Origin of the sequence: Pseudomonas aeruginosa (assembly GCF_001457615.1) — a bacterium.
Lineage (GTDB): Bacteria > Pseudomonadota > Gammaproteobacteria > Pseudomonadales > Pseudomonadaceae > Pseudomonas > Pseudomonas aeruginosa.
In genome coordinates this window covers 82262-103859 of the sequence record NZ_LN831024.1, presented here as the reverse complement: position 1 = coordinate 103859, position 21598 = coordinate 82262, and the positions used below count along the sequence as shown (strand labels likewise).

16 protein-coding genes are annotated in these 21598 nt (G+C 69.4%); 12 read left to right on the top strand and 4 right to left on the bottom strand.

From position 1 onward, the window contains the following. Window positions 1-128 precede the first annotated feature (128 nt). From hcp to tssA, 4 genes are all read right to left on the bottom strand, one after another. Window positions 129-617 (bottom strand): type VI secretion system receptor/chaperone Hcp, encoded by a 489-nt coding sequence (gene hcp / locus AT700_RS00440; RefSeq protein ID WP_003083670.1) that lies wholly within the window; start codon window positions 615-617, stop codon window positions 129-131. A gap of 75 nt (window positions 618-692) precedes the next feature. After that, window positions 693-2189, bottom strand: a complete 1497-nt coding sequence (tssC, locus tag AT700_RS00435; protein ID WP_003104973.1) for a type VI secretion system contractile sheath large subunit — start codon at window positions 2187-2189, stop codon at window positions 693-695. A gap of 12 nt (window positions 2190-2201) precedes the next feature. After that, complete coding sequence (tssB, locus tag AT700_RS00430) at window positions 2202-2720, bottom strand: type VI secretion system contractile sheath small subunit (protein ID WP_003083666.1); 519 nt, start codon at window positions 2718-2720, stop codon at window positions 2202-2204. A gap of 88 nt (window positions 2721-2808) precedes the next feature. Then, window positions 2809-3843 carry a type VI secretion system protein TssA gene (gene tssA / locus AT700_RS00425; protein WP_003104975.1) on the bottom strand — a complete coding sequence of 345 codons (1035 nt, stop codon included), beginning with the start codon at window positions 3841-3843 and terminating at the stop codon, window positions 2809-2811. Window positions 3844-4210: 367 nt separating this feature from the next. On the opposite strand from tssA, the gene tagH reads away from it, so the two are divergent. The 12 genes from tagH (at window position 4211) to tagQ (ending at window position 21542) form a co-directional block, all read left to right on the top strand. Next, complete coding sequence (gene tagH / locus AT700_RS00420; protein WP_010792415.1) at window positions 4211-5680, top strand: type VI secretion system-associated FHA domain protein TagH; 1470 nt, start codon at window positions 4211-4213, stop codon at window positions 5678-5680. 44 nt (window positions 5681-5724) lie between these two features. Beyond that, window positions 5725-6189, top strand: a complete 465-nt coding sequence (gene tssJ, locus AT700_RS00415) for a type VI secretion system lipoprotein TssJ (protein WP_003083660.1) — start codon at window positions 5725-5727, stop codon at window positions 6187-6189. A 15-nt stretch (window positions 6190-6204) separates the two neighbouring features. Then, complete coding sequence (gene tssK, locus AT700_RS00410) at window positions 6205-7539, top strand: type VI secretion system baseplate subunit TssK (RefSeq protein ID WP_003115052.1); 1335 nt, start codon at window positions 6205-6207, stop codon at window positions 7537-7539. A gap of 6 nt (window positions 7540-7545) precedes the next feature. After that, window positions 7546-8895 (top strand): DotU family type VI secretion system protein, encoded by a 1350-nt coding sequence (locus AT700_RS00405; protein ID WP_003118500.1) that lies wholly within the window; start codon window positions 7546-7548, stop codon window positions 8893-8895. Next, on the top strand, window positions 8892-12425 hold the full coding sequence (gene tssM / locus AT700_RS00400) for a type VI secretion system membrane subunit TssM (RefSeq protein WP_003111851.1): 3534 nt from the start codon (window positions 8892-8894) through the stop codon (window positions 12423-12425). The genes AT700_RS00405 and tssM overlap by 4 nt, the downstream gene beginning before the upstream one ends. After that, complete coding sequence (tagF, locus tag AT700_RS00395) at window positions 12422-13102, top strand: type VI secretion system-associated protein TagF (RefSeq protein ID WP_003106966.1); 681 nt, start codon at window positions 12422-12424, stop codon at window positions 13100-13102. Before tssM ends, tagF begins: the two co-directional genes overlap by 4 nt. Before the next feature lie 9 nt (window positions 13103-13111). Further along, window positions 13112-13840, top strand: coding sequence for a serine/threonine phosphatase PppA (gene pppA, locus AT700_RS00390; protein WP_003106965.1), 729 nt, complete (start codon window positions 13112-13114; stop codon window positions 13838-13840). A 7-nt stretch (window positions 13841-13847) separates the two neighbouring features. After that, window positions 13848-16946, top strand: coding sequence for a serine/threonine protein kinase PpkA (gene ppkA / locus AT700_RS00385; RefSeq protein WP_016252829.1), 3099 nt, complete (start codon window positions 13848-13850; stop codon window positions 16944-16946). Further along, window positions 16943-17662 (top strand): type IV secretion associated ABC transporter ATP-binding protein TagT, encoded by a 720-nt coding sequence (gene tagT / locus AT700_RS00380; protein ID WP_003114657.1) that lies wholly within the window; start codon window positions 16943-16945, stop codon window positions 17660-17662. The genes ppkA and tagT overlap by 4 nt, the downstream gene beginning before the upstream one ends. Continuing rightward, window positions 17662-18861: a type IV secretion associated ABC transporter permease TagS gene (gene tagS, locus AT700_RS00375; protein ID WP_003158496.1), complete on the top strand. Its 1200-nt coding sequence runs from the start codon at window positions 17662-17664 to the stop codon at window positions 18859-18861. Before tagT ends, tagS begins: the two co-directional genes overlap by 1 nt. Beyond that, window positions 18854-20566: a type VI secretion system-associated regulator TagR gene (tagR, locus tag AT700_RS00370; RefSeq protein WP_003106615.1), complete on the top strand. Its 1713-nt coding sequence runs from the start codon at window positions 18854-18856 to the stop codon at window positions 20564-20566. The genes tagS and tagR overlap by 8 nt, the downstream gene beginning before the upstream one ends. 61 nt (window positions 20567-20627) lie before the next feature. Next, complete coding sequence (gene tagQ / locus AT700_RS00365; protein ID WP_003106614.1) at window positions 20628-21542, top strand: type VI secretion system-associated lipoprotein TagQ; 915 nt, start codon at window positions 20628-20630, stop codon at window positions 21540-21542. Window positions 21543-21598: the final 56 nt, after the last annotated feature.

The following is a 21598-nucleotide window of genomic DNA, read 5'->3' as shown; positions in this document are numbered from 1 at the left end:
GTACCTCCGGCAGGAGGTCGGGCGGACGAGGTCCGCGGCGCGCCGCGCGCGCCTTCGGCACCCGGCATGGCGGGCGCTCGCACCGGCCACGGCATGGCCTGGCCACGCCATGACCGGCAGCCGGCTCATCAGGCCTGCACGTTCTGGCGGATGTTCCAGCCGTACTTGACCGGACCGCCGTCCTTCGCGCCATCCGCCTTCTGCGGCTGGTAGTCGACCTGGACCTGGGCGAAGTTCAGGGTCACGTTCTCGGTCAGGCGATCCTCGCCACCGCTGCCGCCGGTGCTCACCGAGGACACCAGGACTTCCTTCAGGGTGATGATCAGGTACTCGACCTGGTTCTCGCCGCCGGCCTTGCGGATGGTCAGCTTCGCCTGCGGATAGTGCTTGCCGCTGGAGCAGGCCATCATCAGGTTGGGCGTGGACTTGTCGATGTACTTGGTGAACGACAGGTCCTGCACGTTGACCTTGCCGGCGCCGCCGCCACCGCCCATGTGCATCGACCCGGACTGGGACATGCCCCAGCTCCATGCCAGCACGTCGATTTCCTCGGCGTGAGTCTTGTCCTTGGACTCACCCTTGACGTCGCCGATCTTGATGAACATATCAACAGCCATCTTTCCTCCCGTGTGGCTCGCGCCACTACGCTATGCAAGCGCCCGCCACCATGGCAGGCGCTGTCGTTGAATGCCTCAGGCCTCTTTGGCCGAAGGCAGCTTGGATACCAGGCGTAGCGATACCGTCAGTCCCTCGAGCTGGTAGTGCGGGCGAAGGAAGAACTTCGAGTTGTAGTAACCCGGATTGCCTTCGACTTCCTCCACCACCACTTCGGCCGCCGCCAGCGGGTGCTGGGCCTTGGTGGTCTCGGTGGAGTGGGCCGGGTCGCCGTCGACGTAGTTGAGGATCCAGTCCTGCAGCCAGCGCTGCATCTCGTCCTTCTCCTTGAAGGAACCGATCTTGTCGCGAACGATGCACTTCAGGTAATGGGCGAAGCGGCAGGTGGCGAACAGGTAGGGCAGGCGCGCCGCCAGGTTGGCGTTGGCGGTGGCGTCCGGATCGTCGTACTCGGCGGGTTTCTGCAGCGACTGCGCGCCGATGAAGGCGGCGAAGTCGGTGTTCTTCTTGTGCAGCAGCGGCATGAAGCCGTTCTTCGCCAGCTCCGCCTCGCGGCGGTCGGAAATGGCGATCTCGGTCGGGCACTTCATGTCCACGCCGCCGTCGTCGGTGGGGAAGGTGTGCGCCGGCAGGCCCTGCACCTCGCCGCCGGACTCGACGCCGCGGATCCGCGAGCACCAGCCGTAGAGCTTGAAGGAGCGGTTGATGTTGACCGCCATCGCGTAGGCCGAGTTGGCCCAGGCGTACTTGCTGCTGTCGGCGCCGTCGGTTTCTTCCTCGAAGGCGAACTCTTCCACCGGATCGGTCTTCGCCCCGTAGGGCAGGCGCGCCAGGAAGCGCGGCATGGTCAGGCCGATGTAGCGGGAGTCCTCGGACTCGCGCAGCGAACGCCAGCCGGCGTATTCCGGGGTGGTGAAGATCTTGGTCAGGTCGCGCGGGTTGGACAGTTCCTGCCAGGAACCCATGCCCATCACCGTCGGCGAGGCGGCGGAAATGAACGGCGCGTGCATGGCGGCGGAGATCTTCGCCATCTCGCCGAGCAGCTCGACGTCCGGCGGCGACTGGTCGAAGTAGTAGTCGCCGACCAGGCAGCCATAGGGCTCGCCGCCGAACTGGCCGTATTCCTCTTCGTAGAGCTTCTTGAAGATCGGGCTCTGGTCCCAGGTGGTGCCCTTGAATTTCTTCAGGGTCTTGTGCAGCTCCGGCTTGGAGATGTTCAGCACGCGGATCTTCAGTTGCTCGTCGGTCTCGGTGTTGTTGACCAGGTAGTGCAGGCCGCGCCAGGCGCTTTCCAGTTGCTGGAAGTCGGCGTGGTGCATGATCAGGTTGACCTGCGCGGTGAGCTTGGCGTCGATCGCCGCGATGATCGACTCGATCGACTTGATCGCGTCGTTGGAGATCAGGCTGGTCTGCTCCAGGGCATGCTCGGCGAGGGTCCGCACGGCGGTCTCCACCGCTTCGCGGGCGCGCTCGGTCTTGGGCTTGAACTCCTGCAGCAGCAGGCTGGCGAACTCACTGGTCTGCTCGGTGGTGGTCTGGCCCTGGGCCAGGTTCTCGGTGCTCAATTCGGCCATGCTGGAATCCTCTTACGCCTGCGGCTCGTCGTCTTTGGGCTTCGGCGCGCTGGCCAGGGCCTGAAGCAGGGCCGGGTCCTTGATCGCCTTCATGATCATTTCCTCGGCGCCGGTCTTGCCGTCCATGTAGGTCAGCAGGTTGGCCAGCTGGGTACGCGCCTCGAGCAGCTTGTTCAGCGAATCGACCTTGCGCGCCACCGCGGCGGGGCTGAAGTCGTCCATGCTCTCGAAGGTGATGTCCAGGCTCAGGTTGCCTTCGCCGGTCAGCACGTTCGGTACGTTGAAGGCCACCCGCGGCTTCATCGCCTTCAGCCGGGCATCGAAGTTGTCCACGTCGATCTCCAGGAACTTGCGGTCGGCGACCGCCGCCTGGGGTTCGGCGGGCTTGCCGGCGAGGTCGGCCATGACGCCCATGACGAAGGGCAGCTGGACCTTCTTCTCGGCACCGTACAACTCCACGTCGTACTCGATCTGCACGCGTGGCGCCCGGTTCCTGGCGATGAACTTCTGACTGCTGGTAGTGCTTCCCATCTTGTTTCTCCCTCGCGCGACGGCGGTTGTTAGCGCCGTCGGAATCGCCCCGGCGGCTTGCAGCGTTGGCCCGGACGGCCGCTAGGCGTTACTCGCTTTCCGGGCCTCGCAGGGTTTCGAACTGGGAAATCCCATCGGGGATGAGATTCCTCACGATTTCGGCGAAGTCGGCCGTCACCAGTGTCTTGGCGCGCTTGAGCAGCACCGGCACCGGGCTCGACGGCTCGTGACGAACGTAATACTCGAGCAGGCGGTCGAGCTGGCGCAGGACGTCTTCGCGGTTGGCGATCTCGCCGCTGGCTCGCGGTGCCGGCGCGGCGACGGCTGCGACAGGCGCGGCGCCCCCCTGCTCGTCGGCGGCCGCTTCGGCACCCGGCGCCAAGGGCTCGCCGGCGCCCTGCGGGCCGTACAGGTCGAACACCTGGAGGGCCTGGCGCAGCAGTTGACGAAGGGGACCGAGGTCGAGTCCCTGGGCCGAGCCGACCCGTTCGGCGACGCCGCTCTCGATGGCCAGGGCATGTTCCTGGGCGCCTTCCAGGGCGCGCCGGGTGGCGGCCAGCGCATCGGCGTCGGCATCGGCGAAGGCGCCGGCGATCTGCTCGGGACTCAGGGTCTCGCTGGCGAAGCGTTGCAGCCCGGCGGCGTTCAGCGCGGCGCGCAGGTTGACCGGGCCGAACGCCCGCGAGCGCACCAGCGGGATCGCCCAGACCAGTTGCAGCAGCGGTTCGGCGACCAGGCCGGTGAGGGCGTTGATACGGAAGGTGGGGTCGTTGTCGTCATCGGCGTCGAGCAGCGGATAGACGCCGTCCCAGTACTGGCCGAGCAGCTCGCGGACCAGCAGCAGGCCGTCGGCGAGCCCGTCCAGGCCGTCGAGGGCGACGTTGCTCTGCAGCAGCAGGTTGGCTACCCGCAGGTCCTTGCTACGGCCGAACAGTTCGCTGGCCAGCGCGCGTACGCGCGGCCACTCCGGCGGTTCGGCGGGCAGCACGGCATCGCCCATCTGGCGCTCGGGTTGGCCCTGGGCGATGCGTTCGAGTTCGAGGAACGCGGCGTCGTACTCCAGATCGTCGCCACAGGGCGAGTCCGGGGATACGGCAGCCAGCAAAACGGGTACATCCAGCACGGTGACGATCTCCCTATCATCGAAGCCGCTGCGCGGCCCTCACCTTCGCTTGTAAGATCCACTCCGTCGGATCTTGTAGGAGCCATTGATGAATATCGGATGACTCGAAAGGTTGGCAAAATTCTTGTGGCATGCCGCAAGGCTTGTCAAGGAAGGCACAACGCCACTAGTTGCATGACACCGCAGATCGGACAAATCTTTAAAAGACGTAGGATTAGTCTTTTATAATCCGGTACCACCCGATGTGTCTTCCCGAGGCGACGAAACGCCGGAAAGCCGTCGGGCCAGCCTGGATGCGAACCGAAATCCCTCGGGCACGGGGGTGAGCGCCTGGAAGAGCCGGGCGCTGGCAATGCAAGGAGTAGCAATGCCGCTGCGATTGACCATCACCAGCTACCACAAGCTGACCCCCGGTCAGTGTTCGGAAAAGGTACTGGACCAGGGACAGCTGACCATCGGTCGGGGCCCGGACAACGACTGGGTCCTGCCGGACCCGGAGCGCCTGGTCTCCAGCCGCCACTGCACCATCCTCAACCGCGACGGGGTGTACTACCTCACCGACACCAGCACCAACGGCGTGCTGCTGGTCAATGCCGGGCACCGCCTGCGCCGCGGCAACAGCGAGCCGCTGCAGGACGGCGAGACCGTCCGCCTCGGCGAATACGACATCCTCGTCCAGCTCGGCCATGACATCGCCCTGCCCGGCAGCGGCAATCCGCAGACCGATCCGTTCACCAGCTTCGACGCCCTGATGAGCCGGCAGGCCGCCGGATCGGCGCCTGCCTTCGCCGAACCGGCGCCCACCCCGCACCCCGCGGTGACGGCGCATTTCCAGGGCGGCTCGCCGCTGGACACCAAGCCCGACCTGTTCGACTTCCTCACCCCGCCGCCGCCCGGCGCGGCGCCGCGTCCGGACCATGTACCGGCCGAACAGCACGACTTCCGCCCGCCGGAACCGGTGATCCCGCCGCCCCCCGCGACCACCCCGGCGCCACCGCCCGCTGGCGGCGCACCGCTGATTCCGGCCGACTGGGACCCGTTCGCCGAACTGCTCGGCAACACGCCCGCGCCAAGCGCCACGCCCGTCGCCCAGCCGCTGCCGACGGCCGAACCGACGCCGCTGGCGATGCCCTTCGCCGACCCAGGGATCACCCAACAGCCACAGCCACAGCCACAGCCACAGCCACAGCCACAGCCAGCGAGCGTGGCGGCGCCGACGCCGCCGGCAAGCGCCGCCGCGTCGGCCGGCGGCGACCTGCTGCAAGCGTTCCTGCGCGGCGCCGGCATGACCCAGTTGAAGGTCGACCCGGCCGGCGCCGAAGCGCAGATGGAAGCCATCGGCCGCAGCTATCGCGGCCTGGTGGAAGGACTGGTGGACGTGCTGCGCGCGCGGGCCAGCCTGAAGGGCGAGTTCCGCATGGCGCAGACCATGATCCAGCCGGTGCAGAACAACCCGCTGAAGTTCGCGCCGAACGTCGACGAGGCCATGCTGCTCCTGCTGCGCCGCGACAACCAGGCGTTCATGGCGCCGGATCGCGCGGTGGCCGACAGCTTCGAAGACCTCAAGGCGCACCAGCTGGCGGTGATGGCCGGCGTGCAGGCCGCCATCCGCCACCTGCTGGCGCGCTTCGAACCGGCCGCGCTGGAAGCCCGCTTCGGCAAGCCGGCCGGGCTTTCCGGCCTGCTGCCGGGGGCCCGCCAGGCACAGAACTGGGACAGTTTCACCGAGCTGTACGCGAAGATCCTGCGCGAGGCGGAGGACGACTTCCAGGAGCTTTTCGGCCGCGAATTCAGCCGCGCCTACGAGGAACACAGCGCTCGACTACGGCGTTCCTGACGCCAACGAACACCAGGAGAAACAACGTCAATGAGGACGACACCATGCAGAAACTGATCGTCGCGCTGTTCGGGCTGCTGCTCGCCGCCTGTTCGTCCAGCCCGCCGGAAACCCCGCCGACCCGGGTGGTGATCTGGCTCCACGCCGCACCGAACCTCAACCCGTCCGCCGCCGGCCAGGCGGCGCCGCTGCGCCTGCGGCTGTACGAGCTGAAGAAAGACACCGCGTTCGGCCGCGCCGACTACTTCGCCCTCACCGACAACGCCCAGTCGACCCTCGGTGGCGACCTGGTGGAGCAGGACGAGTTCCTCCTGCGTCCGGGCGAGGAACGGCGCATCGAACGCACGCTCGACGAGCAGACCCGCCAGCTCGGTTTCGTCGCCGCCTACCGCGACCTCGACCGCGCCACCTGGCGCCAGGTCCTCGACGTGCCGGGGCAACGCACCAGCCATCTCGACATCACGCTCGGCGCGCAGGCCATCGGCATCGTCGCGCGTCCCGCGCCCTGAACCTTCGGAGTCCCTATGTCCTGGAATAACCGCGTGGTGTGGTCCGAAGGCATGTTCCTGCGGCCACAGCATTTCCAGCAGCACGACCGCTACCTGGAAACCCTGGTGGATGGCCGCTGCCGCTCGCTCCTGGCGGGCGGCTGGGGCTTTTCCGAGCTGAAGCTGGACGATGCCCTGCTGACCCAGGGCAAGCTGGCCATCGTCAGCGCCCGCGGCGTGCTGCCGGATGGTACGCCGTTCAACATCCCCGCCGACGATCCGGCGCCGGCGCCGCTGAATGTCGAGGAAAGCCTGCGCGATGGCATCGTCTACCTCGGCCTGCCGCTGAAGCGGGTCGGCACCCGCGACACGGTAGAGGAGGGCGAGGCCCTCGGCGGCGCCCGCTACGTCAGCCAGGTGCAGGAAGTGCGCGACGACAATGCCGCCTTCGAGAGCCGCGCCCCGGTGGCCCTGGGCAGCCAGGCGTTCCGCCTGCTGACCGAGCGCGACGGCCTCGGCGAATACGCCGCGGTGGGCGTCGCGCGGGTCCGCGAGAAGCGCGCGGACCAGGCCCTGAGCCTGGACGAGGACTACCTGCCGCCGGTGCTCGACATTGCCGCCGCGCCGCCCCTGGCGTCCTTCGCCAAGGAGCTGCTGGGCCTGCTCCACCAGCGCGGCGAAGCCCTCGCCGGGCGGGTGGTGGCATCCAGCGCCGGGGGCGCCTCGGAAATCGCCGACTTCCTGCTGCTGCAACTGGTCAACCGCGCCGAGGCCCTCACCGGTCACCTGTCCCGCGTGCGCCCGCTGCACCCGCAGGAGCTGTACCGCGAACTGGTGGCCCTGGCCGGCGAGTTCTGTACCTTCACCGCCAGCCAGCGGCGTCCCGAGGAGTACCCGGTGTACAACCACGACGACCTGGCCGCCAGCTTCGCCCCGGTGATGCTCGCCCTGCGCCAGGCGCTGGCGACGGTGATCGACGCCAAGGCGATCGCCATCCCGATCGTCGAGAAGGCCTACGGCGTGCACGTCGCGATGCTCAGCGACCGCAGCCTGATCGACAACGCCAGCTTCGTCCTGGTGGTGCGCGCCGACGTCCCCGGCGAGAGCCTGCGCGGGCACTTCCCGCAGCAGGCCAAGGTCGGCTCGGTGGAGCACATCCGCGACCTGGTCAACCTGCAACTGCCGGGTATCGGCCTGCTGCCGATGCCGGTGGCGCCGCGGCAGATCCCCTACCACGCCGGCTCCACCTATTTCGAACTGGACCGCGGCAGCGCGCATTGGAAGCAGCTGACGCACTCCGGCGGCTTCGCCTTCCACATCGCCGGCCAGTTCCCCGGGCTGAACCTGGCCTTCTGGGCCATTCGAGGATAAGCAACGATGCCTCCCATCGACGATCCCTTCGGCACCCCGGCCGGCGGCGGCAACGGAAGCCCGCCCGACGACCGCACCATGATCATGCCGCGTCCCGGCGGCCGCGCCCCGGAACCGGCCGGCGGTCCTCGCGGCGGCGATCCCTACACGCCGCCGCCGATGGCCAGCCTGGCGCCGCTGAGCGGCCGCGGCGACGGCCTCAACCCGCTGGAGCAGGCCGCCGGCCCACTGCTGGCGATGCTCACCCGCCTGCGCAACACCATCGCCCATCCGGCGCCGGCCAGCCTGCGCGCGCAACTGCTCGGCTACCTGCGCCAGTTCGAGGAGAAGGCACGCCAGGCCGGCGTAGCGCCGGACGAAGTGATGCTGGCGCGCTACGTGCTCTGCACCGCCCTCGACGAAGCGGTGCTCAGCACGCCGTGGGGCAGCACCAGCGACTGGGGCAAGCAGAGCCTGCTGATCACCCTGCACAACGAGGCCTGGGGCGGCGAGAAGGTCTTCCAGTTGCTCGAACACTGCCTGCAGAACCCGCACCAGCGCCTGCACCTGCTGGAGCTGCTGTACCTGTGCACCAGCCTCGGCTTCGAAGGCCGCTACCGGGTCATGCACGACGGCCGCAGCCAACTGGAGGCGCTGCGCGAGCGCACCGCGGCGGTGATCCGCAGCACCCGCGGCGAGTACGAGCACGAACTGTCGCCGCACTGGCGCGGCCTCAGCGTGATGCGCGACCGCCTTTCGCAATACCTGCCGCCGTGGGTCGGTATCGCCATCGGCCTGGCCTTGCTGCTGGCCTTGCTGTTCGGCCTGCGGATGAAGCTGGCCGCCGACGCCGAGCCGGTGTTCAAGCGCATCCACGCCATCGGCGAGATCCCGGTGCAGGCCATCGACCGCCCGGCGGTGCAGCCGCGGGTGATCGAGCGGCCACGCCTGGCGCGCTTCCTCGCCGACGACATCAAGGCCCAGCGAGTGGCGGTGGAGGACGCCGTCGACCGCTCGGTGGTGACCATCCGCGGCGACGAGCTGTTCGCCAGCGCCAGCGCCAGCGTGCGCGACGAGTTCCAGCCGCTGCTGCTGCGCATCGCCGACGCCCTGCGCAAGGTCAAGGGCCAGGTGCTGGTCACCGGCCATAGCGACAACCGGCCGATCGCCACGCTGCGCTACCCGTCCAACTGGAAACTGTCCCAGGCCCGCGCCCAGGAGGTCGCCGACCTGCTCGGCGCGACCACCGGCGACGCCGGCCGCTTCACCGCCGAAGGGCGCAGCGACACCGAGCCGGTGGCGAGCAACGCCAGCGCCGAAGGCCGCGCACGCAACCGCCGGGTGGAAATCACCGTATTCGCGGAGGGCGCGCAATGAAAGGCTTCCTCAACTTCTTCGCGCGCTGGGTGGTGCCGGTGCTCGGCCTGCTCGCCCTGAGCCTGATCATCTGGTTCCTCGGCCCGCTGCTGCGCCTGGGCAACTACGAACCGTTGGCCTCGGCGACCAGCCGCTGGGTGCTGATCGTCCTGCTGTTCCTGGTCTGGATCGGCTTCCGCGTGCTGCGCATCGTGCAGGCCCGGCGCAACGCGGCGAAGGTCATGCAGAGTCTCGCCGAGGTCAGCGCGCCGGACGCCGCCAGCGTCGCCACCGCCGAAGAGCTGGCGACCCTCAAGCAACGCATGGACGAGGCCCTGGCCCTGCTCAAGCGGGCCAAGCTGGGCGGCAGCGAGCGGCGCAACCTGTACGAGTTGCCCTGGTACGTGATCATCGGCCCGCCCGGTTCGGGCAAGACCACCGCGCTGATGAATTCCGGCCTCGACTTCCCGCTCGCCGCACAGATGGGCGCCGGGGCGATCCGCGGGGTCGGCGGCACGCGCAACTGCGACTGGTGGTTCACCGACGAAGCGGTGCTGCTGGACACCGCCGGCCGCTATACCACCCAGGACAGCCACGCCCAGGTGGACAAGGCCGCCTGGCTGGGCTTCCTCGACCTGCTCAAGACCCAGCGCAAGCGCCGCCCCATCGATGGCGCGTTCATCGCCATCAGCCTTTCCGACCTGCTGCTGGGCAGCGACGCCGAGCGCGCCGCCCATGCCCAGGCGATCCGCGCACGCATCCAGGAGCTGTACCAGCAGCTCGGGGTGCGCTTCCCGATCTACGTGATGCTGACCAAGTTCGACCTGGTGCCGGGCTTCATGGAGTTCTTCGACAGCCTGAACCGCGAGGAACGCGCGCAGGTCTGGGGGATGACCTTCGCCCTCGACGACGGCAAGAGCGCGGAAGGCCCGCTGGCGGTGTTCGACAGCGAATTCGCCCTGCTCGAACAGCGTCTCACCGCGCGCCTGGTGGAACGCCTGCAGCAGGAGCGCGACCCGGCGCGGCGCGACCTGGTCTACGGCTTCCCGCAGCAATTCGCCGCCCTGCGCGAATGCCTCGGCGAGTTCCTCAACGGCGTGTTCAAGCCCAACCCCTACGAGGAACGCCCGCTGTTGCGCGGCCTGTATTTCACCAGCGGAACCCAGGAAGGCAGTCCGATCGACCGCCTGATCGGCAGCATGGCGCAGTCGATGAACCTCGACCGCCAGCACCTGGCGCGGCAGACCGGAACCGGGCGCAGCTACTTCATCGAGCGGCTGTTCCGCGAAGTGGCATTCGGCGAACGCGGCCTGGTCGGCACCAACCCGAAGGTCGAGCGCCGCCGCAAGTGGCTGACCATCGGCGCGCTGAGCGCCACCGCGCTGGTGGTGCTGGCGGTGACGGCGGTATGGATCGCCAGCTACCGCGCCAACCAGAGCTACATCGCCGCGGTCGACCAGCGCGTCGACCCGCTGGCGCGCGGCATCGAGTCGCTGAGCCCGGCCCAGCGCGACGTCCTGGCCGTACTGCCACAGCTCAACGCGGTGCAGAATCTCGCCGGCGACGCGCCGAGCTGGGCCGAAGGCTACGGGCTGTACCAGGGCGACATGCTCGGCGAGGAGTCCGCCAGCGTCTACCGCAAGCTGCTGATCGCGGTGTTCGCCCCGCGCCTGGTGACCCGCATCGAGGAACAGTTGCGCTCCGGCGGCAGCAGCGATTTCCTCTACGAGGGCCTGAAGGCCTACCTGATGCTCGGCAGCCCGGACCATTACGACGCCGACTTCATCAAGGCCTGGATCAGCCTCGACTGGGAACGCAACCTGCCGCGCGACCTCTCGCCGGAACAGCGCCAGGCGCTGCACGCGCACCTCGACGCGTTGCTCGAACGACGGCCGCCGTCGGCGCGCCTGGACCAGGACCTGGTCGAGGACCTGCGCCGCCAGTTGCAGCAACTGCCGGTGGCGCAGCGGGTCTACGACCGGGTCAAGCGGCAGAGGCTGCCCAAGGACGTGCCCGACTTCCGCATCAGCGACGCCGCCGGCCGCGACGCGCCGCTGGTGTTCGCGCGCAAGAGCGGCAAGCCGCTCACCGACCCGCTCAGCGGCTTCTTCACCTACCGCGGCTATCGCGAGGTGTTCCTCACCGCCAGCCTCAGCCAGGCCGGCACCATCGCCGAGGAACAGTGGGTGCTCGGGCGCGACCTGAACGATGCCGGCGACGCCGCCAACCTGGCCCTCGACGTGCGTCGCCTGTATTTCCAGGACTACCTGCGGCAGTGGGACGACCTGCTCGCCGACCTCACCGTGGTGCCGATCACCAATGTCACCCAGGCCGCCGACGTGCTGCGCATTCTCTCCGGACCGACCTCGCCGTTCCGCAAGCTGCTCGAGGCAGTGGCCCGCGAGACCGACCTGCAGAAGGGCGACCGGCTGGTCGCCGCGCAAGTGAAGAAGGCCGCCGACGGCACCGTGGACAAGCTCAAGCAGCGCCTCGGCTCGCTGGTCGGCCAGGAGGAGGAGGAGGGCGCCCGCGAACAGCCGCAGCAGGCCGACAGCGACCCGATCAGCGCCCACTTCGCCGAACTCAACAGCCTGGTCAGCAAGGGCGAGGGCGGCAACGAGCCGGCGCCGATCGACAGCCTGCTGGAGGACATGAACGCGCTCTACGTGCAGGTCAGCGCCATGGCCGGAGCCAGCGGCGACTCGCTGCTCGGCGACGCCAAGAACCAGGTGGCCGCCGCCGCCTCGCGCGTGGCCCTCAGCGCCGAGCGCCAGCCGCCGGTGGTCCAGGGCCTGGTGAAGAACGTGGTCAACTCCACTACCAGCAGCATGATGGGCAGCGTGCGCAACCAGCTCAACGCGGCCTGGATCAGCGACGTGGTCAGCGTCTACCGGCAGTCCCTGGCCGGGCGCTACCCGATCGCCGCCGGCAGTTCGCGCGACGCCACCCTGGAGGACTTCGGCCACTTCTTCGGTGCCGGTGGGGTGATGGACAGCTACTTCCGCCAGTACCTGCAACCCTACGTCGACACCTCCGCCAGCACCTGGCGCTGGCAGCCCGGCGCGGCGCAGAAGCTCGGCATCAACCCCGGCGTGCTGCACACCTTCCAGCGCGCAGCGGCGATCCGCGACGCCTTCTTCCGCTCCGGCGGCATGCAGCCGGCGGTGCGCTTCGAACTCAAGCCGGTGACCATGGACGCGGCGATCAGCCAGTTCATCCTCGACCTCGACGGCCAGCAGCTGACCTACGACCACGGCCCCGCCCGCCCGGTGGCGATGCAGTGGCCGAGCGCCAACGGCCTCGGCGTGGTCCGCCTGACCGTGACGCCGCCGCCCAGCAGCGGCCGTTCCGGCCTGACCCTGGAAGGCCCCTGGGCCTGGTTCCGCCTGCTCGACCAGTCGGACCTGGAACGCGGCAACTCGCCGGACCGCTTCACCCTGCGGCTGCGCATCGACGGCTCCAGCATCGCCTGCGAGCTGCGCGCCAGCAGCGCCTTCAACCCCTTCAAGAGCCGGGTCGTGTCCGGCTTCAGCCTCCCGGAGCGCCTTTGAACAGCGTCGGTTTCTACGGCAAGCTGGCCGGCCGCGGCGATTTCGTCAGCCGCGGCCTGCCGAACACCTTCGTCGAACCCTGGGACGCCTGGCTGGCCAGCGGCATGCGCGCCAGCCAGGACGAACTCGGCGCGGCCTGGCTCGACGCCTACCTGACCAGCCCGCTGTGGCGCTTCGCCATCGCCCCCGGCCTGCTCGGCGGCGAAGCGGTGACCGGAGTGGTGATGCCGAGCATCGACCGGGTCGGTCGCTATTTCCCGCTGACCGTCGCCTGCCTGCTACCGGCGAACGCCGACCTCGGCGGGCTGGTCGGCGGCGACGACGGCTGGTTCGAACAGGTCGAGAGCCTGCTGCTCTCCACCCTCGAACCGGAGGCCGAGGTCGAGGCCTTCGAGCAGGCGGTGGCGCAGCTCCCGGCACCGCCCTGCGGACCGCGCATCGAACAATCGCTGATCAGCGGCAACCTGCTGCGCAGCGAAGCGGTGACCCCGGCGCAGCGCCTCGCCGCGCTGGCCCAGCACGCCTGCGACGGCGCCAGCCACTGGTGGGGACGCGGCTCGGCACGGATCTCCGCCGGCCTGATGCGCTACCAGGGCCTGCCGCCGGCGCCGGCGTTCGGACGATTCCTCACCGGAGAGGGCGAGGTGATCCCGCTCTTTCCCGGCATACCCGGTTAAGGACAACTGATGGTGCCCAACTCAGTCAGCTACTACAGGTCGGCCAGCTACAGCCACGTCGGCATGGTCCGCAAGGTCAACGAAGACGCCAGTCTCGACGCCCCCGAGGCGGGACTCTGGGTGGTCGCCGACGGCATGGGCGGCCACGCCGCCGGCGACTTCGTCAGCAGCCTGATCGTCGATACCCTGCGGCGCATCCCGGCGGCCTCCTCGCTACCGGCCTATGTCGGCGCGTTGCGCACCGGCCTCGCCCAGGTCAACGAGCGGGTTCGCCAGGAGGCCGGCCTGCGTGGCGTCAGCGTGATGGGCAGCACCCTGGTACTGCTCGCCGCGCGCGGCAACCAGGCGAGCTGCCTGTGGGCCGGCGACAGCCGCCTGTACCGCCTGCGCGGCGGCGTGCTGGAAGCCATCTCGCGGGACCACAGCTACGTCCAGGAGCTGCTCGACAACGCACTGATCAGCGAGGAAGAGGCGCGCCACCATCCGCGCGCCAACGTGGTCACCCGCGCGGTCGGCGTGCACGAGCAACTGGAACTGTCAGAAGCCGCGCTGCACGTGCTGCCCGGCGACAGCTTCCTGCTCTGCAGCGACGGCCTCAACAAGACCGCCGACGACAGCGAACTGCGCGACGTGCTCAGCCACAGCGATCCCTATGCGGTGGTCCGCAGCCTGGTCCACCTGGGCCTGACCCGCGGCGCCCCGGACAACATCACGGCCCTGGTGGTCAGGGCCTTCTGAGACGGACATGGACATAGAACTTCCGGGATTCGACATCGAACGCGAGCTGGGCGAAGGCGCCATGGCCACGGTCTACCTGGCCACCCAGCGCTCGCTGCAGCGCAAGGTGGCGCTGAAGGTGATGGCCGCGGCGCTGGCCGCCGACCCGAGCTTCGCCGAACGCTTCCTGCGCGAAGGTCGGACCCTGGCGCGGCTGTCGCACCCGAACACGGTGACCATCCACGACATCGGCAACGTCGGCAGTTGCTACTACATGGCCATGGAATACCTGCCCAACGGCACGCTCAAGGAGCGCATCCAGCAGGGCCTCGATCCCGAGCTGGGCCTGGTCTACGTACGGCAGGTGGCCGCCGCGCTCGGCTACGCGCACTCCCAGGGCCTGGTGCATCGAGACGTGAAGCCGGCCAATATCCTGTTCCGCGCCGACGGCACCGCGGTGCTCTCGGACTTCGGCATCGCCAAGTCGATCGAGGACAATACCCAGTTCACCCAGGTCGGCTTCGCCGTCGGCACCCCCAGCTACATGAGCCCGGAGCAGGCCCGCGGGCAGGAGATCGACGGCCGCGCCGACCTCTACGCGCTGGGCGTGGTGCTCTACGAGATCCTCACCGGCAAGCTGCCCTACAACGGCAAGGATTCGCTCTCCACCGCCCTGGCCCACCTCACCGAGCCGCTGCCGGAACTGCCGATCGAACAGGGCCGCTACCAGGACATCCTGCGCCAGTTGCTGGCCAAGGACCCGGCCGAGCGCTTCCCCACCGCCGGCGCGCTGATCGCCGCCCTCGACCGCCTGGCGCCGAGCGCCCTGGAAGCCACCCAGATCCGTCCGCTGGCGACGCCGCAGGGCTCGCCTCGAGCGAGCAACCCGCCGCCGGCCGAACCCGCGCCCATGCCGCCCGCCGACCTCGGCGGCCTGCAACCGGTATCGATCCAGTTGCCGCCGGTCACGCCCAGCGCCGGCGGCGCCACGCCGCCCCCGCCTCCGCCATCGCAAGCGGCGAAACCGCCATCGCCCCCGCCGCCTCCGCTGCCACCGGCGAAGCCGCGTGCCGGCGGCAGCCGCACGCCGCTGATCGCCGCCGCCGCGGCCGCCGTGCTCCTGGCGATCGGCGGCGGCGCCTGGTGGCTGCTGGGCTCGGGCGACGCGCCGAGCGCTGCCGATCCAGCGCCGCTGGGACAGACGCCGGCGGACAAGCCGCAGCAGCAGACCCCGGTGGCCGATGCCGAACAGGACGGCGGCGAGCGTCCGCTGCTGATGCCAGGCAAGAAGACCCTGTTCCAGCGCGTCCTGACCAAACCCGGCGCGGCCATCTCCGCCGAGGCTGGCGGCCCGCCCCGGGCCGGCGCGGTGCCGGCCTTCTCGGTGCTCTACGTGTACGCCCGCAAGCAGGTCGGCGGCAGCCCCTGGCTGCGCGTCGGCGCCTCCAGCAACGGCGAGGGCGACGGCTGGCTGCCGGCCAGCGCGGTGAGCGACTGGAAGCAGAGCCTGGTGCTGAAGTTCACCGAACGCTCCGGCCGCGCGCCGGTGATGTTCCTCAACAGCGCCGAGCAGGTCGAGCGCCTGCTCGGCGATACCCGCGCAGCGCGCGACACCCTGACCCAGGCGGTGGATCACAAGGGCGATCCGCAGGTGGTCGCGGTCGAGCCCAACGACCGGGCGATCCCCCAGGACCAGTTCTACCTGCTGCCGATCTTCGACTCGAAGGAAAGCTTCGACGCCGACGGCCAGCCGGCGCAGTTGCTGGAGGTCGCCTCGATCGACCCCGGCGGCAGCGCCGCGGCACCCCAGGCGCCGGGCCAGGCCGGGCAGGGCGGCGCCAGCGGCGCGGCGAGCGACACCTTCCGCACCGGCATCGTCCTGGTGGTGGACACCTCGGTGTCGATGCAGCCCTACATCGACCGCGTGCGCGAGGTGATCGACGGCCTGCAGCGGCAGATCGGCGAGCGCGGCGACCTGGACAAGGTCAGCTTCGGCCTGGTCGGTTTCCGCAACAACACCGACAAGACCCCCGGCCTGGAATACGTCAGCAAGACCCTGGTGCCGCTGCAACCGGGCAACGACGCGCAGCGCTTCGCCGAGTTGAGCAGCCAGGTGCGCGCCACCGACGTCTCCAGCCACTCGTTCAACGAAGACGCCTTCGCCGGGATCATGCAGGCGGTCGACGAAATGGACTGGTCGCCCTACGCCGGGCGCGTGGTGCTGCTGGTCACCGACGCCGGCGCGCTGCGCAAGAACGACCCGCTCGGGCGCACCCAGATGAACGAGGCCGAGGTCCGCCAGGCGGCGCTGCGCAAGGGCGTGAAGATCTATGCCCTGCACCTGCGCACCCCGGCCGGGAAGAACAACCACGGCTACGCCGAGCAGCAGTACCGCAGCCTCACCGCCGACGCCAACCCGAAGATCGCCGACCTCTACATCCCGGTGGCCGGCGGCGAGGTGAACGCCTTCGGCAACACGGTGAAGGAGATCGGCACGGTGTTCGCCGACCTGGTCCACGACGCCGGCAACCGCAAGCCGCAGGCGCCGCGCTTCGACGCCGCGCCAAGCGTGGCGAGCAAGTCGGCGGCCATCGGCTACGCCATGCAGATGGAATTCCTCGGTCGCCGCGACCCGGTGCGCGCGCCGCAGGTCGTCACCGCCTGGACCGCCGACCGTGACCTGACCAACCCGGCGCTGCCGGCGTTCCAGGTCTGCGTGCTGCTGAGCAAGCTGCAACTCAACGAACTGCAACAGTCGCTGAAACTGATCGTCGACGCGGCCAAGCGCACCCAGACCTCGCCCAAGGACTTCTTCCAGGAAATCGCCAGCGCCAGCGCCTACATGAGCCGCGACCCGGCGCAACTGGTGAAGGGCAGCAACCTGGCGCAGAGCGGCGTGCTCGGCGAATACCTGGAAGGCCTGCCGTACCGCAGCAAGTCGCTGAACATGACCCAGGACCTCTGGCTGTCGCTGAGCGTCGCCGAACAGCAGGACTTCATCGACGAACTGGAGTCGAAGATCCGCCTCTACGAAACCTTCCACAACGACGTCGCCAACTGGGTCCGGTTCGGCGACGCCGACGCCGGCGACGCGCTGTACCGCGTGCCGCTGTCGACGCTGCCATGATCCTGCGCCTGCACGAGGTCGCCCGCAGCCACGGCGCCGGTCGCCAGCGCTACCGCCTGCGGGTGCCGGCGCTGGAATTGCGCGCGGGTCGCCAGCTGGCCATCGTCGGCCCCAGCGGCTGCGGCAAGAGCACCCTGCTCGACCTGCTGGCGCTGGCCCTGGCGCCGGACCCGGGCGGGCGCTTCGAATTCCTCGCCGGGGAACGCCCGCAGGACATCGCCGCGCTCTGGCGCGACGGCCGCCAGGACCGCTTGGCGGCGCTGCGCCGGCAGCACTGCGGCTACGTGCTGCAAAGCGGCGGGTTGCTCGAGTTCCTCGATGTGCGGCGCAACATCGGACTGCCCTGCGCGTTGCTCGGCGCCCCATCCGCCGAGCGCGTACAGGCGCTGGCCGAGCGGCTGGAAATCGGCGACCAGCTGGACAAGAAACCGGCGGCGCTGTCGGTCGGCCAGCGCCAGCGGGTCGCCATCGCTCGCGCCCTGGCGCATGCGCCGCGCCTGTTGCTGGCCGACGAGCCGACCGCGGCGCTCGACCCGCTGAACGCCGAACGGGTGATGCGCCTGCTGGTGGAGCAGGCCCGCGAGCGCGGCGCCTGCACCGTGGTCGCCACCCACGACGAACGCCTGGCTCGCGCCGCCGGCCTGGAAGTCCTGGCCATCCGCTGGCAACGCGAGGCCGACGACAGCGTCGGCGCCTGCCTCGAGGAAGTTGGCTGATGCGCGCCGGCCTGCTGCTCTCGCTGGCCTGGGCCGACTACCGCGGCGAGGCGCGCCTGTCGCTCTGCGCGATCTTCGCCCTGGCGGCGGTGATCACCCCGCTGCTGGTGCTGTTCGGCCTCAAGTACGGCCTGGTCAGCACCCTCACCGAGCGGCTGGAGCGCGCGCCTTCTGTGCGCGAGATCATTCCGGTCGGCGGCGCCCGCTACCGTGCCGAGGACATCGCCGCCCTGGCCGCACGCGCGGACGTCGCCTTCGCCGTGCCGCGCACCCGGCAGATCGCCGCCACCGCCGACCTCAGCGGCGGCGGCGAGACCGCCCTGAGCGTCGAGATGATTCCCAGCGCCGCCGGCGACCCGCTGCTGGCCGGCCTGCCGCAACCCGACCGGCCGACCCGCGTGGTGCTCAGCCACGGCGCCGCGGAAAAACTCGGCGCCCAGCCTGGCGAGCGCATCGTCGCGCGCATCGGCCGGCGCATGGATGGCCAGGCACAGAGCCAGCGCCTGGAGCTGGATGTGCTCGCGGTGCTGCCGCAGGAGCGTTTCGCCCGCGACGCGCTGTTCGCCCCGCTGGCCCTGCTGGAAGCCGCCGAGGACTATCGCGACGGTCGCGCGGTGGCCGCCTACGGCTGGCCGGGGAAGGCCGGCGAGACCCCGCGCGCACGCATCTACCCGGGCTTCCGCCTGTACGCCCGCGACCTCGATGCGGTGGAAGGGCTGCGCCGGCACTTCGTCGCGAGTGGCGTGGAAGTCGCCACCCAGGCCGAGGCCATCGCCCAGGTGCGCAGCCTCAGCCGCAACCTCGGCCTGGTGTTCTGGATCGTCGCCGCGCTGGCCATCGGCGGTGCCTTCGCCGCCATCGCCGCCAGCAGCCTGGCCGCCGTCGAACGCAAGCGCCGCGCCCTGGCGGTGCTGCGTCTGCTGGGCTTCCCGACCGCCGCGCTGGTCGGCTTCGTCATGCTCCTGGCGCTGTTCAGCGCCGTCTTCGGCCTGTTCCTCGCCGGGCTGCTGTACGCCGCCACGGCCGGCGCGCTGAACCACCTGTTCGACAACCAGAGCGGCGAGTTCGTCTGCCGCCTGCTGCCCAGCCACTACCTGACGGCGCTGCTCGCCACGCTGCTGTGCAGCGTCCTGGCCGCCGCCAGCGGCGGCTGGCGCGCGGCGCGGATCGAAGCCGCAGAGGGATTACGCGATGTTTGAGAAAGCCATTCTTCCGCTCGCACTCGGCGCCTGCCTGGCATTTGCCGCGCCGGCCTGGGCCGAAGGCGACTCGCCGGACAATCCCAAGCCGCTGGCCGACGACGTCGCCCTGCCGCTGCCGTGTGGCGGCGAGATGGTCTTCCGGCATGTCTACGTACTCGCCGAAGGCGCCCTCGACGATCGCGAGGTCAACCTCGGCTACGCCTTCAACGAAGGCGAGGCGGGCTACCAGCAGTCGTTCATCTCCGGCTACCGGCGCGACTACGTGAACGGCCAGTTCAGCCTCGCCGACCTGGCACCGGCCTGGCAGCAGAAGCTCTCCGCCAGCCTGCCGAAGCCTGCCGCCGGCACCCCGCTGAAGCCGATGCTGTACTTCATCGGCAAGTACGAGGTGACCGCCCGCCAGTACGCCGCGGTGATGAGCCAGGCGGCCGCGCTCTCCGGCCAGGGCGAGGCGCCGGCCTGCGACGTGCCGGACGGGATGGCCGCGCGGCTGCCCAAGGTCAACCTCTCGCGCTTCGACGCCGAACGCTTCGGCGCGGTGTACAGCGCCTGGCTGCTGAAGAACCACCCGGAACTGCTGCCGGTCAGCGGCCGCGGCAAGAATCCCGAGGACGGCGGCATCGGCTTCGTCCGCCTGCCCACCGAGGTCGAGTGGGAGTTCGCCGCGCGCGGCGGCCAGGCGGTAAGCCGCCAGGAACTGGAAGGCCGGCTGTTCCCGCGCAAGGTCGAGGGCAGCGACCAGGAAGGCCCGCTGGGCGACTGGGCGGTGTACAACCAGGTCGCCGGCGGCACCGGCCAGGCCGCGCGACTGTTGCCGGTAGGGATGAAGCGGCCGAACCCGCTGGGCCTGTTCGACGTGATCGGCAATGCCGCGGAGATGGTCCAGGAGTCCTTCCAACTGGTCCACGCCGGTCGCCGGCAGGGCACATATGGCGGTTTCGTGGTGAAGGGCGGGAACTATCTCGAAGGCGAGATGACTCTATTCACCGGGATGCGCCGCGAATACCCGCTGTTCGCCGCCGACGGCAGCGAACAGCGCAACGAGACCACCGGTTTCCGTGTCGCCATCGGCGCGCTGTCCGCGCCGCGCTCGCGCTATCCCGAGCTGTTCGCCCAGTGGCAGAAGGAAGGCCGACTAGCGGCATTGACCGATGCCATCGATGACGCTCAAGATCCCACCAAGCAATTGGACGGAATCATTGCCGCCACCCGCGACCCGCAGATGCAGGCGCAGTTGGCCCAGATAAACGAGGAACTCAAGCGTAACGTTTCGTTGATCGCCCGGCAGCGCGAAGAGGCCGCCGGAAACCTGATACAGTCGGCGGCACTGGTCGCCGAGACGATCAACAACTACAACATACGCCTGACCAACCTCAAGAAGGACAGGGAGAAAGCCGTGGCAGCCAGGGATCAGGCGACCGCCCAGCTCTATGCCGGCGCCATCGCCAACGGGCGCAGCGCCCTCGATGGCGCATTGGCCATCTACATCGACAACCTCGCCACCGGCACCCGTTACACCGACGCGGTGATCCAGGCGCAGTTCCAGCGCATCCAGGAAGAACTCAATCGCAACCCGGTTCTGGGCAAGAGCCTGGTCAAGCGCGCGACCCTGTTCGTCAAACACGTCGGAGATTATCGCCAGCAGCACCGGGCCGAGCCGGAGGCGGTATTGAAGGAATTGCTCGCGTCCAGCGGGCGTTGAAGGAGTTCCGTCCGGCCCCTCTCGGCAGCCGGGCGGTTCATCAAACCAGGAGTGAGATGCAATGAGCCAACCCAGCGAAAACCGTTTGATCACCTCGGCGCGCTACGCGCTCTGCCTGTTGACCGCCAGCGGCGTGCTGCTCAGCGGCTGCGCCAGCAGCGGCGTCGGCTCGGTCGCCCAGACCACCCGCGCGGAATACTACCCGTCCTGCTACGAGCCGGTGTCGCACCTGCGCAGCACCGATAACGCAGTGCGCAATTCGGCCATCACCGGCGCCATTACCGGCGGCCTCCTGGGCGGCCTGGCCGGCGGCCTGGCCAGCGACGAGAACCGCGGCCGCAATGCCGCCCTCGCTGCCGCAGGCGGCGCCCTGGCCGGCGGCGCGGCGGGCTACTACATGGAGAAGCAGAAGCAGATCAGCGATGACCGCGCGCGCATCGGCTCCTACGGTACCGACGTCGACCGCAGCACCGTCGAGATCAACCGTAGCGTGGCCTACGCCAAGTCGGCGCAAAGCTGCTACCAGAGCCAGTTCAAGGCTCTGCTCGACGGTCGCAAGAACAAGTCGATCAACGAAGCCGAAGGGCGCAAGCGCCTGGCCGAGATCGTCAGCGGCCTGCAGGAGACCAACGCCTTGCTGGTCGCCGCCAACGGCCGTGCCGGCGAGAACATCAGCAACTACACCCAGGCCTACGAGAAAGACCTGCAGCAGGTCGGCGTACCGCGCGCCGAGGTGACCAAGGTCGCCGAGGCCGAGAACCGCGCCAGCACTACGAAAGGCGGCAGCAAGCCCAAGACCGGCAGCAATCCCAAGGTGCCGAAGGAAGCGGTCGCCACCGAGCAGACCATCCGCAAGGCCCAGGACGCGCAAAGCGAAGGCAACAAGGTGGCCTCCCAGGGCCAGGGCATGATCCGGGAAGTCTGCAACAGCCCGGACATGGGCGACTGGGCGCCGCCGAGCTGCGCCAAGGCCTGATCGGCCTCGTTACCGGCACGAACGCGACGGCGACCTTCGGGTCGCCGTTTCGTTGA